The 12,170-nt window shown below is 68.4% G+C and carries 10 protein-coding genes; 6 read left to right on the top strand and 4 right to left on the bottom strand.

Annotation, left to right across the window (positions count from 1 at the left end):
• Positions 1-298 precede the first annotated feature (298 nt).
• The gene (locus tag DJ017_RS20350) at positions 299-1,141 is read right to left on the bottom strand and encodes a BLUF domain-containing protein (RefSeq protein WP_193539996.1); all 843 of its coding nucleotides are present in this window, start codon (positions 1,139-1,141) and stop codon (positions 299-301) included.
• Between the two features lie 328 nt (positions 1,142-1,469).
• On the opposite strand from DJ017_RS20350, the gene DJ017_RS09895 reads away from it, so the two are divergent.
• Both DJ017_RS09895 and DJ017_RS09890 read left to right on the top strand, forming a co-directional pair.
• Positions 1,470-2,534 carry a protein-glutamate methylesterase/protein-glutamine glutaminase gene (locus DJ017_RS09895; RefSeq protein WP_111528564.1) on the top strand — a complete coding sequence of 355 codons (1,065 nt, stop codon included), beginning with the start codon at positions 1,470-1,472 and terminating at the stop codon, positions 2,532-2,534.
• Positions 2,531-3,367 carry a CheR family methyltransferase gene (locus tag DJ017_RS09890; protein WP_111528563.1) on the top strand — a complete coding sequence of 279 codons (837 nt, stop codon included), beginning with the start codon at positions 2,531-2,533 and terminating at the stop codon, positions 3,365-3,367. Before DJ017_RS09895 ends, DJ017_RS09890 begins: the two co-directional genes overlap by 4 nt.
• A gap of 127 nt (positions 3,368-3,494) precedes the next feature.
• On the opposite strand, the gene DJ017_RS20625 is transcribed toward DJ017_RS09890, so the two are convergent.
• The 3 genes from DJ017_RS20625 to DJ017_RS09870 form a co-directional block, all read right to left on the bottom strand.
• Positions 3,495-5,885, bottom strand: coding sequence for a PAS domain S-box protein (locus DJ017_RS20625; protein WP_111528562.1), 2,391 nt, complete (start codon positions 5,883-5,885; stop codon positions 3,495-3,497).
• A 207-nt stretch (positions 5,886-6,092) separates the two neighbouring features.
• On the bottom strand, positions 6,093-6,977 hold the full coding sequence (locus DJ017_RS20800) for a chemotaxis protein CheW (protein WP_227000090.1): 885 nt from the start codon (positions 6,975-6,977) through the stop codon (positions 6,093-6,095).
• Positions 6,974-10,009, bottom strand: a complete 3,036-nt coding sequence (locus DJ017_RS09870) for a hybrid sensor histidine kinase/response regulator (RefSeq protein WP_111528561.1) — start codon at positions 10,007-10,009, stop codon at positions 6,974-6,976. The genes DJ017_RS20800 and DJ017_RS09870 overlap by 4 nt, the downstream gene beginning before the upstream one ends.
• Positions 10,010-10,356: 347 nt before the next feature.
• Between DJ017_RS09870 and DJ017_RS09865 the strand changes: the two genes are divergently transcribed.
• From DJ017_RS09865 to DJ017_RS09850, 4 genes are read left to right on the top strand one after another with little or no spacing between them, the layout of a single operon-like run.
• Positions 10,357-10,743 carry a response regulator gene (locus DJ017_RS09865; protein WP_111528560.1) on the top strand — a complete coding sequence of 129 codons (387 nt, stop codon included), beginning with the start codon at positions 10,357-10,359 and terminating at the stop codon, positions 10,741-10,743.
• 1 nt (position 10,744) lies between these two features.
• Positions 10,745-11,089, top strand: coding sequence for a hypothetical protein (locus DJ017_RS09860; RefSeq protein WP_111528559.1), 345 nt, complete (start codon positions 10,745-10,747; stop codon positions 11,087-11,089).
• A 52-nt stretch (positions 11,090-11,141) separates the two neighbouring features.
• Positions 11,142-11,690 (top strand): response regulator, encoded by a 549-nt coding sequence (locus DJ017_RS09855; RefSeq protein WP_227000089.1) that lies wholly within the window; start codon positions 11,142-11,144, stop codon positions 11,688-11,690.
• A 9-nt stretch (positions 11,691-11,699) separates the two neighbouring features.
• Positions 11,700-12,167: a hypothetical protein gene (locus tag DJ017_RS09850; RefSeq protein ID WP_111528557.1), complete on the top strand. Its 468-nt coding sequence runs from the start codon at positions 11,700-11,702 to the stop codon at positions 12,165-12,167.
• Positions 12,168-12,170: the final 3 nt, after the last annotated feature.

Here is a 12,170-nt window from a genome sequence, read left to right as displayed (position 1 = left end):
GCTCTGCGCTGGCGCGCAGCCCGCAGTTTCGGGCCGCTCCTCACCTGAGGCTGGTGCGACGCGCTCACTCCGAAATTCCCCCCGCTCGTGCGCAGCACGCGCGACTGCGGCGCGAACGCCGCCGTCCCAACTCAAGGCGTGACCTGATTTGCAGGCCCCGTGACCCGAACTTCCGGTTGCAGAACGCCGCTTCGCCACGCCCGCCACGCCACCTTGCGGGGCGCGCGATCCCCCTCAGGGGGAAGCAAATTGCGCCTGCGGGGCGAGGCCGCGGAGAGACGCGGCGGATTGTCGCAGATCATGCGCAGTCGGGCAGAGCCGATCGGCGGTCCTCGCCGTAGCTCACCGAGCACTCGCGATCGAGACACTCGGCGGCCAGCGGACAGGCCGAGGGCGATCCGCGCGAGACGCGCGGCGCGGTCTGCTGCACGTCCTTGACCACGCTGAGCAGGCCGAGCGCCGAGGCCGGCGTGAGGACCTCGGGCCGGAAACCGTCCTGCAGCGCCGGCTCGACGCCGAACATCTCCCGGTCGACCGGGAAGAGGCCGCAGCAGAAGGTCCAGTCCGGGAACTGCCGCGACACCACCGCGCGGCTCTCGACCACCTGAAGCGCGCCGTGCCGCGGATCGGCCGAGATGGCGCCGTAGACCTGCTGGACCGCGTGCTTCTCGCCCTCGAGGACCTGCAGGAAGCGGCCCTGGCAGGCGAACAGCACGCCGGTCACGCCCAGGCTCTCGTTCCGCCGGCGGGAGGACTGCAGGATATCCTCGAGCAGGTCCCTCATCCGCACCGACGCTTCCGGGCGAACGGCGGAGTGGTAGATGAGGCGATGCAGCTGGCCCGAGGCGCTGCGCGGCGCGGCGGCGCCGCTGCGGATCGGGATGGCCGGGGCCGCGACGGGCTCCAGCAGCCGGACGCCGACCCCCTCGCCGCTCTCGAATTGTATCCCCATCAGCTGGAAGGCCTCGCTGATCGCATTCAGCGTCCGGCTGTTGGCGTCCACCGGACCGCGGATGCGTTCCAGCCGCTTGATGGTCTCCAGGCTCAGGCCGCTGCGCCGGGCCAGTTCAGCCTGTTCGAGGCGACCGAGAGCCCGAGCCGCGCGTATCTGTTCGCCCGTCAGTGTCAGCGACCTGAACACCATACGACCTCCAGCATATTAAAATACACCTCACGGGTAACTTTGCGGCAGAGACACATACCAAGGTTACTAATATAGACCGACCGACTCTATTCACACCCTCAAAATCGAATCTAATTATTCACTATCCGACATTGGGTGGCTAGTTCTCCCATCGAGCGAACTTAACCAATAATTTTCGCCTCTATGCTCAACTTTACTCGGCTAGAAGTCGAGCGGTTCAAGGGCGCCCACTATCGGTAGAGCGCCTTCCGCTCCGGTTGCGATGGGGGCTTGAGTGGCAGTGGGTGCGGTAGAAGTTGCGGCGGCGGCGCCGACGATCCGCGTGATGGTGGTCGACGATTCCGCGGTGGTTCGGGGCCTGGTTTCGCGTCAGTTGGCCACGGACAGCGCCATCGAAGTCGTCTGCACCGCATCCAACGGCGAGATCGCGCTCCGCGAGATGGAGCGCCACGAGGTCGACATCGTGGTGCTCGACATCGAGATGCCGGTCATGGACGGCCTGACCGCCCTGACCCGCATCCTCAAGAGCCATCCGCACGTAGAGGTCATCATGGCCTCGACGCTCACCCGCCGGAATGCGGAGGTGAGCCTCAAGGCCCTGCAGCTCGGCGCCTCTGACTATGTGGCCAAGCCCGAAACCGGGCTCGCCGGCGCCGCGGAGTTCCAGCGCGAGCTTGTCTCCAAGATCAAGGCGCTCGGCGCGCGCAAGCCGGTCCGCGCCGCGCCGGCTCCGGCCGCGGCGCCCGCCCCGCGCAACCCGCTGGCCGCGTCGTGGCCGCGACCGCCGGCCACGCCCGCCAGCCGGCGCGTGAAGCCGCAGGTCCTGGCGATCGGCGCCTCCACCGGCGGCCCGCCCGCCCTCATCGGCCTCTTCGAAGCGCTGCGTGGCGCGGTCCCGCAGCCGATCCTGCTGACCCAGCACATGCCGGCCACCTTCACCGCCCTTCTCGCCGAACAGCTGTCGCGGGCCGGCGAGCGGCCCTGCGCCGAAGCCAAGGACGGCGAGAGCATAGAACCCGGGCGATGTTACGTGGCGCCCGGAGGCTGGCACATGACCGTCGGCCGCGCCGGCCCGACGCCGGTGATCCGCCTCAATCAGGATCCGCCGGAGAACTTCTGCCGCCCGGCGGTCGACCCCATGCTGCGCAGCATCGCGCGCGTGTACGGCCCGGCGGCCATCGCCGTGATCCTCACCGGCATGGGCGCCGACGGCGCCAAGGGCTGCGAGGCGATCTCGGCCGCCGGCGGCCATTTCATCGCCCAGGACGAAGCCACCAGCGTGGTCTGGGGCATGCCCGGCGCGGCCGCAGCCACCGGCCTCGCCGACGCGATCCTGCCGATCGGCGAGGTCGCCCCCTGGATCCGTCGCCAAGTCGAGGTGGGCGCATGACCGGACCTGATTTCGACTACTTCTGCCAGCTCATCCGGAACCGCTCGGGCCTCGTCCTGACGCCCGAGAAGGCCTACCTCGTCAGCAGCCGCCTGACGCCCGTGGCCCGCGCCGAAGGCCTGAGCGGCGTGCCCGAGCTGCTGGCCAAGCTGCGCGCCAATCCGGTGGACAGCCTGGTGACACGCTGCGTCGAGGCCATGGCCACGCACGAGTCGTTCTTCTTCCGCGACGGCGGCCCCTTCGAGCAGCTGGCGAACCAAGTGCTTCCCGAGCTGATCGAGGCGCGCAAGTCGGTGAAATCGCTGCGCATCCTCTGCGCGGCCTGCTCCAGCGGGCAGGAGCCCTATTCGATCGCCATGCTGCTCCAGGAGATGTCGGCGCGGATGCCCGGCTGGCGCCTGGAGATCCTGGCCACCGACATGTCGGAGGCGATCCTGCGCAAGGCGCGCAGCGGCCTCTACAGCGACTTCGAGGTGCGCCGCGGCCTGACCGAGGAGCGGCTGAAACGCTGGTTCACGCCGGAGGGCGCCTGCTGGCGCGTCTCCCCGACGCTTCAGCAGATCGTCACCTTCCGCTCGCACAACCTGTTGCACGGCTCGGCGGGGCTCGGCGGCTTCGACATCATCTTCTGCCGCAACGTCCTGATCTACTTCGACGTCGACCAGAAGCGGCGGGTGTTGGGCGAGTTGCGCCGCGTGCTCACCGACGACGGCTACCTCTTCCTCGGCAGCGCCGAGACGGTGATCGGGGTGAGCAACGCCTTCGAGCTCTCCCCCGGCGCACGCGGGCTCTATCGCCCGAGCGGCGCCCAGCCGCTCAGCCGCACGGCCTGACCTCCGACACGACGAAAGCCCCGCGGGTCATTCCCGCGGAGCCATCGGGCGCCAGACAGAAAAACGCCCCGCGGATCGCTCCGCGGGGCGTTCGGCTTGTCGGCCGGCAGGGTCCGGCCGCTAAGCCTTAAGCCTTGATCATCGCCTCGATCTCGGCGGCCAGCGCCTCGAGTTGGACGGCCTTGTCGCTGAGCGAATTGGTCGCGCCCAGCATGTCGGCCGCAGCCTGGGAGTTCTGACCCGCCGCGTCGGTGACGCCGGTGATGTTGGAGGACACCTCGCGGGTGCCGGAGGCGGCCTCCTGCACGTTGCGGGTGATCTCTTGCGTCGCAGCGCCCTGCTCCTCCACCGCGCTGGCGATGGCGGCCGAAGCCTCGTTCGCCTGCTCGATGGTGCGCCGGATGCTCTCGATCGCGCCGACCGCCGCCTGGGACGCCTTCTGGATCGATCCGATCTGCTCGGCGATCTGCTTGGTCGCCTTGGCCGTCTGATCGGCGAGGTTCTTCACCTCCGAGGCGACCACCGCGAAGCCCTTGCCGGCCTCACCGGCGCGGGCGGATTCGATGGTCGCGTTCAGCGCCAGAAGCTTGGTCTGCGAGGCGATCTCCTGGATCAGGCCGACCACCTCGCCGACCCGCTCAGCCGAGTCCGCCAGGCCGCGCATGGTGCCGTCGGTGGCCATGGCCTCCTCGACAGCCTGGCGCGAGATGCTGGAGGACTGCTCGACCTGGCGCGTGATCTCCTGGATCGAAGCCGACAGCTCTTCGGCGGCGGAGGCCACCGTCTGGACGTTGGAAGAGGCCTCTTCCGAGGCCGCGGCGACCGCGGCGGCCTGGTTGCTCGTCTCCTCGGCGGAGGCGGCCATGGTGTTGGCCATCCCGCGCATGTCCTCGGCCGATCCGGCGACGTCCTTGCTGAAGTCGTTCACCCGGTCGATGAAGCGTAGCTGGTCGGTGACCACCGTCCAGGTGAGCATGGCGGCGTTGTAGCGGTTCTGGCCATCGCGCAGCGCCTGGACCCGCAGATCGAGAGCCTCGTCGCCGAGCTTGATGATCGCCCGGTGCGGCAGGTTGTTCGGATCCGCCAGCAGCCGGCGCTGGTGGGCCGGGTTCTTGTGGAATACGTCGATGCACTGGCCGAGCAGCTTGTCGGCCGGCACCGGCAAGAGGTGCTGCAGGCCGCGCAGGGTCTCGATCGTGCGCTTGTTGAGATAGTTGATGGTCAGGTCGTTGGGATCGCAGACCATGACGTTGAACGGCGCGGCGTCGACCACGCGGCTCAAGGTCTCGTTCTCCTGCTCGCGCTTCACCTGCTCGGTGATGTCGGTGGCGTACTTCACCACCTTCACCGGCTTGCCGCTGGGATCGAGGATCGGGTTGTAGCTGGCCTGGATCCAGATCTCCTTGCCGCCCTTGCCGACCCGCAGATAGCGCCCGGCGTCGTATTCGCCGCGGCCGAGCTTGTCCCAGAAGGCCCGATACTCGGGGCTCGCCCGGTATTCGGGCTCGACGAACATCGAGTGATGTTTCCCGCGCACTTCCTCGAGCGAGTATCCGAGGGTGTTGAGGAAGTTGGCGTTGGCCTCGATGATCGTGCCGTCGAGGTGGAACTGGATGACCGCCTGGGCCTTGCTGATCGCATCGAGCTGGCCCGCCGCATCGGCCGCCGCCATCTTCTGGGCGGTGATGTCGGAGGCGTACTTCACGACCTTGTACGGCCGGCCCGATCTGTCGAAGATCGGGTTGTAGCTGGCCTGGATCCAGATCTCCTTGCCGCCCTTGCCGATGCGCTTGTACTCGCCGGCGTCGTACTCGCCGCGGCTCAGCCGATCCCAGAACGCCCGGTATTCAGGGCTCGAGCGCTCCGCGGGGTCGACGAACATCGAGTGATGCTGACCGCGGATCTCGTCCAGCGAGTAGCCGAGCGCCCTCAGGAAGTTGTCATTGGCGTCGAGGATGACGCCGTCGGTGCCGAATTCGATCACCGCCTGCGAGCGGCGGATCGCGTCGACCTGCCCCTTGTAATCCTCGAGCTGCGCCGCCAGTTCGTCCGGCGCTTCGGTCTCTTGCTTGCGAACGGCCGCGGATCCCTGTGCCATCCCGCTCCCCTGTGGTTCTCGGTTCAAGACGTCGTCACGCGCGGACTCGGCCAGCGCGCCGACTTCGGCGATGTCGCTCTCGGCGCAACCCAGCTCCCGCAGGGTGTCCGCCAGATGCTTCACGACGATGTCGAAGTGAATGTCGTTGAGCCCCTGCGCCGCATACTTGCGGTGGCTCATCCTCAGGCTGTCGCCCGTGTAGTTGTTCGGCCCGCCCATCAGCATGGTCAGGAAGGCCTTCTGGCTCCGCGCCTGGCGCTTCATGTCGACGCCGTCGAAGAAGGCGTTGATCCGCGGGTCGGCGAGGACCTTCCGGTAGAACAGCTCGACCGCCGCATCCACCGCGGCCTCGCCGCCAAGACGTTCGAATAGACTGGCGCCGGTATCCTGACTCAGCGCCACCGAAGATTTACCGCCCATATACGCCCCCCGAGCGCTGCCCAGACCTATACCTCTTGAGAATTCGAATCGTTTTCGTCACGACGGTAACACCCGCTCCGATTCGTGTATTTCGTTACTTGGGAACACTTCATTTATACTTATGTGTTCTTAATTTGCGCCTCAGGCGTATTCTACACGCCTCGATCGCACCTATTCCACAGCCGGTCGCAACCCCGCTCCGTGCTCTCATCGGTTGAGCACGTCGGCCCGCGCCGACTCCGCGAGAGCGCCGGCCTCGGCGATGTCGGCGTCCGCGGCGCCAAGCTCCTTCAGGGTCGCCGCCAGATGCTCGACCACGGCGTCGAAGTGGCCGTCGTTCAGCCCCTTCAGCCGCTGGTGGCCGGAGCGCAGGTTGGCGCCGGTGTAGCTGTTCGGACCGCCCATCAGCATGGTCAGGAACGCCCGCTGGCTACGCGCCTGGCGCTTCATGTCGACGCCCTGGAAGAAGCTGTTGATGCGCTCGTCGGCCAGGACCTTGCGGTAGAAGAGCTCCACGGCCGCCTCCACCGCCGCCGCGCCGCCGAGCCGCTCGAACAGGCTCTGAGCGACCGGCGCCTCGGCCGCAGCGGCCGGAGCCGCGGCGGTCGGCGACGGCCGCATGGCGGTCGACGGATCGAGGTGCAGCACCTCCTCCACCTTCAGGACGAGCAGAAGCTCGCCTTCGAGGCGGTAGAGCCCGCTGCACAGGCGTCGCCACTCCGGTGAGAGGGTGACCGGCGGCGGCTCGTGCAGGTTGGCCTGCAGCCAGAGCACGTCGCCTACATCGTCCACCAGCAGGGCGTAGAGCTCGCCGTTGCGCTCGACGATCACCGACATGGTGCTCTCGTCCGCGCCGCGCGGCTCGATGCCGAGGCGGCGGCGCATGTCGATGGCGGTGACGATGCGGCCGCGCAGGTTCAGCGAGCCCGCCACCTCGGGCGGGCCGAGCGGCACCCGGTTGATGGCGGTCGGTGCGATGACGTCCTGGACGCTCAGCACAGGCACCCCGAAGGCCTGCTTGCCGATCCGCACTGAGACCAGACCCTCGGCCGCACCGACCGAGGCCATGGCTGGATCCATCGCGACCGTCATGCCGCCCCCCGCATATCGTCCAGAGCGCCCGACACCGCGTCGAGCAGGGTGGTCTTGTCGACGCCGGCCTCACCGGCCGACTGCATCGCCAGCGACAGCAGCGGCGTGCCGTGCCAGCGCGTCGCCTTGCCGAGGGCCTCGGCGAACGCCTTCACCTGCGGCGCGCCGGGGCGCGTGTCGGCCATGATCAGGTGGAACTGCTGCCCGGAGTCGTAGAGGTTCAGGGCAGCGTCGGCGTCGACCGCGACCGTCACCTCATAACCGGCCTGGGCCAGCAGGGGACGGAGCAGCAGCTGCGAGAAGGGACTGGAGTCCACGACCAGCAGCCGCTTGGCGCCCGCCCCCCGCCGCGCCGGCCCCTCCCCCGGGCGCGCCCGAGGCTCCGCGGAGTCCTCGTTCACGGCGCGCCGCCAGTAGAAGCCCACATCGATCAGCTCCGTCGCCTTTCCGGCGATGATCAGGCTGCCCATGGCTCCCTCGCCGCGGGAGTCGAGTTCGGAGCTGACCGCGCTCTCGACGATGTCGACGATCTCCTCGACCAGAAGGCCGACCGCCCGGTCCTCGCGGGCGAACACCAGTAGCGGCCGGCGGCCGCCTTCCCAGACCGCCGCCGGTTGGGCGTCGGCGCCGAGGATCGGCATGAGCTTGCCGCGGTACTGGATGACCGCCCGGCCATCGACCCGTTCGATCTGGTCGGCGGCGACCTCCTCGATGCGCGACACCGACGCCAGCGGCGCGGCCTTGAGCGCGTCGTTGGCGGCCCGGAACACCAGCAGGGCCGCCCGGTCCTGGGCCTCGCCGGCGGCCTGGGCCTCGGCCTCGTCCTGGGTCGCGGTGGCGCCCTGGCCGGCGCCCGCCTCGCTGGACATGCCCTTGGGATCGAGGATCAGGATCACCGAGCCGTCGCCGAGGATCGTGGCGCCGGAGTAGAGCTTGAGGTGGCGCAGCACGGTGGCGACCGGCTTGACCACGATCTCCTCGGTGTCGAACACCCGGTCGACGATCACCCCGAAGGTGAAGGCGCCCACCCGGCAGACCACGATGCAGGTCTCGCCAGAGGGTTCGCCAGACGCTTCCAGCCCGAGCAGCGACTGCAGGGAGACCAGCGGCAGCAGTCTGTCGCGCAGGCGGAGCACCGCGGAACCGTCGATGTACTCGATCGCCCGGCCGGACGCGCCCGACGCGCCCGAGGCGCTGACCAGCTCGACCACCGAGGACTGCGGGATGGCGAAGCGCTCGTCGCAGCATTCGACGATCAGGGCCGAGACGATCGTGAGGGTCAGCGGAATGCGGATCGTGAACCGCGTGCCGCCGCCCTCAACGGAAGAGACGTCGATGGCGCCGCCGATCTTCTCGATGTTGGTGCGCACCACGTCCATCCCGACCCCGCGTCCAGAGACGGAGGTGACCTGCGAGGCCGTCGAGAAGCCGGGTAGGAAGATCAGCGAGCGGGCGTCGGCGTCCGACATCTGCTCGGCCTGGGTCGGCGTCACGAGGCCGGTCGCCAGCGCCTTGGCGCGGATCTTCTCGGCCGACAGGCCGCGGCCGTCGTCGGCCACCTCGATGACGATGGCCCCGCCCTCATGGCGCGCCTGCAGGGTGATGCGTCCGACGTCCGACTTGCCGGCGGCGCGCCGGTCGGCCGGCGTCTCCAGCCCGTGGTCGGCGGCGTTGCGGATCATGTGGGTGAGCGGATCCTTGATCAGCTCGAGCACCTGGCGGTCGAGTTCGGTCTCCTGGCCGTACATGACGAGGTCGATCTTCTTGCCGAGGTCCTGCGCCAGGTCCCGCACCAGGCGCGGCAGCTTGGCCCAGGCGCCGCTGATCGGCTGCATGCGGGTGGTCATCACCCCTTCCTGCAGCTCGCTGGTCACCTGGTTCAGCCGGTTGAGCGGCGCGGCGAACGGGCTCTCGGGCTCGAGCCTCAGGGTCTGAATCAGCTGGTTGCGGATCAGCACCAGTTCGCTGACTACCGTCATCAGGTGCTCGAGCGCGTCGACGCTGACCCGGATGGTCTGGGCGGGGCCCGCCCCGTCACCGCCGCCGGAGGACGCGGCGGCGGCGCGGGGCGTCTCGGTCTCGCCGAGCGGCTTCGCCGCCGGAGCCGGCTGGGCCGCAGGCGGGGCCGGCGGGGGCTCGGCCGCGACCACGGGAGGCGCGGGCGCAGGCGCGGGCGGAGGCGGCGCGACCGCCTCGATGACCGGCGGCGGGGCGACCTCGAGCATGGGCTCCACTTCGGGTTCGGCCTCCGCGGCGGGCAGGGCCAGGTCACGCAGCTCCGTCACGTCGCGGTCGGCGACATCGAGATCGCGCAGGGATGCAGCCATCACGTCGAAGGCATGGGCGAGCTGGCCGGCGTCCAGGGACGTCTCCAGCGTCTCCCCGAGTGCCTTGGCGAAGCCTCCCGTCGCGGCCTGCTTGCGCGCCACCTCGATCAGACCATCGCGGAGCGCGGCCTGCAGGCGGTCGGGATCGGCCGCCGAGAACGCCGTCGCCTCGCCCCCCTCGCCGCGCAACTTGGGCAAGGTCATCTCCGCCGCCGCGTCGAGACTGGCGTCGCCGCCCAGCCGCTCGATGAGGCTGCGGTTGTCGGCAGGGGTCGCCATGGCGGGCGCGGCCGCGGCCGGCGTCTCGACGGGCGCCTCGGGCGCGCCGTCCGCCTCGAGCACCGCCTCCAACCTGGCGATGAGCGCGCTGTCGTCGCCTTCCGGTTCAGCCCCGGATTCGGCCAGGGCGTCGGTGAGGGAGCGGATCAGGTCGACGGTGTCCAGGACGGCCGAGACAGCGGTTGGGGTGACTGGAACCACCCCGTCACGGAAGCCTCCCAGGACGTTCTCCGCCGCGTGGGCGACGGTCTGCAGACGCATCAGCCCTAGGAAGCCGCAGGTGCCTTTGATGGTGTGGATCAGGCGGAAGATGCCGCCCAGCGTCTCCGGGTCATCGGGATGCTGCTCGAACCGCACGAGCTCGCTATCGAGAGCCTCGAGCCCCTCGCGGGTCTCTGCGATGAAATCGCTTACCAGATCGTCCAACGCCCACCCCCGTGGCTCCGCCGGCCTCTCGCCGCGCGAATAAACGGGAGTCGATTTGGTTAACGACGCCTTACCGCCCAGGTTTACGTGCAGAAATACCAGTACCCATTTTGAGTATATTCGCCGCTAGGCGCCGACCGATAGGCATTATGACACCGCCTATATCTCCACACAGATCATTCTATATTCCGCAGGTGCATCTTGTTACACCTGACGTGTCTTTCTGTTCGCGGATACCAATAGGATCATAAGCCCCGAATACATTCATAATTACTCTTTGTTAGCCATTCCGGGAAATTCGTGGAGGCGTTGAATGGCCCCGGGGGTGGGCGAAGAGGCGTAGAGACATGGCCGTCGACAAATCCATGAACGTGCTCGTCGTGGACGACTACAAGACGATGATCCGCATCGTCCGCGGTCTCCTCGAGCAACTCGGGTTCCGAAACATCGATGACGCGACGGATGGTCCGACGGCGCTCGAGAAGATCCAAGCCAAGGACTACGGCCTGATCCTCTCCGATTGGAACATGAGCCCGATGACGGGCTACGAACTGCTCCAGAAGGTGCGCGCCGACGCCCGTACCAAGGACATACCGTTCCTGATGGTCACGGCCGAGGCCAAGACCGAGAACGTCATCGCCGCCCGCAAGGCCGGGGTGAACAACTACATCATCAAGCCCTTCACCCTGGCCGTGCTGAAGCAGAAGCTCAGCGCGGTGCTGGGAGAGCTCTGAGGTGTCGGCCAGCGAAGCCCGCGAGGTCATCGGGCTGATCCGCGCCGACATCGAACAGGCCGCGGACGCCATGCTGGCGGCCGCCGAGATGGGGCTGGGCGACATCAACGCCGCGCGCGAGGGCCAGACTTCGGCTCTGGACCGCGTCGAGCGCACGCTCTGCGCCATCCTCGAGGCCTGCGCCTTCCAGGACCTGGCCGGCCAACGCCTGTCGCGCCTGGAGAGCCTGATCGCCACCACCGAATTCGGGCCGGCGCCCGAGCACGATCCCCTGCTCAACGGCCCGGCCGCGCCCGGCCAGGGCCTGGATCAGGACGCCGCCGACGCCCTGTTCAACGACACCTGAGCCTGACCCCTAAGGAGATGAGCCGCGGCCCATGCTGCATTCGACCTCGCGATTGGACTTGCGGAAAACCAAGGTCCTGCTGGTCGACGACAACCCGCAGTCGCTGGAGCTCATGACTCAGATCCTCCTGGGCTTCCGCGTCGACAAGACGAGCGGGTGTCGGTCGCCAGAGGAGGCGCGTGAGCTGCTGACCTCGGCGATCTTCGACCTGATCATCATCGACGGCGAAATGCCGAACGAGGACGGCATCTCGCTGACGCGCCACATCCGCGGCGAGCCGAACCTGCCGAACTTCACCGCCCCGATCATCGTGGTCAGCGGCCACACGCCGGCCGAGAAGGTGATCCGCGCGCGGGACGCCGGCGCGAACATGATCGTCAAGAAGCCGATCGCCCCGGCCGTCCTGCTCAGCCGCATCGAATGGCTCGCGCGCAACAGCCGCGAGTTCGTCACCACGTCCAACTACTGCGGGCCGGACCGCCGCTTCCAGCACCTGCCCTTGCCCGAGGGTCTGCCGGAGCGCCGCGCCGACACGATCGCGCTCACCGCCAATCCTGAGCGGGCCATGTCACAGGATGACGTGGACGCCCTGTTTGGCTAGGACCCGCCCATGAGCTCCGCCCGTATCTTCACGCCGGAAAACCGGCTCGCGAAGATCCTCGAGACCATCGACGCGCCTACCGCGGCGGAGCTCGTCAACGACGCCGAGTGCCGGGTGGCCCAGCTGTCGGAAGCCATCCACGGCTACGTCGAGGCCAAGCTCCAGGAGATCCTGGTGTTCGCGACACAGAGCGAGGAGGTGCTGTTCGCCGAATGCCAGACGCTCGCCGACGCCGCGATGAACGTGGCCGAGGTGGCCGGCGCGGCGGAGATGGAGGCCATCGGCGAAGTGGCGCGCGGCATCAGCGCCATGGTCGAGGGTTTGACGACCAGCGGCGTCTGGCACTCGGACGCCCTGAAGCTGCACCTCGACGCCCTGGCGCTCGTCAACCAGAACGGCGGCGGCCTGACGGACGAGAACAAGACGATCCTCGCCCGCCTGCGCGGCATGCGCGAAGCCGTCGGCGTCGCCGACTAGACC

The sequence above is a fragment of the Phenylobacterium soli genome, assembly GCF_003254475.1.
In the GTDB taxonomy this organism is placed as follows: domain Bacteria; phylum Pseudomonadota; class Alphaproteobacteria; order Caulobacterales; family Caulobacteraceae; genus Phenylobacterium; species Phenylobacterium soli.
The sequence above is the reverse complement of the archived record's forward strand: the minus strand, read 5'-3'. Positions and strand labels throughout refer to the sequence as shown.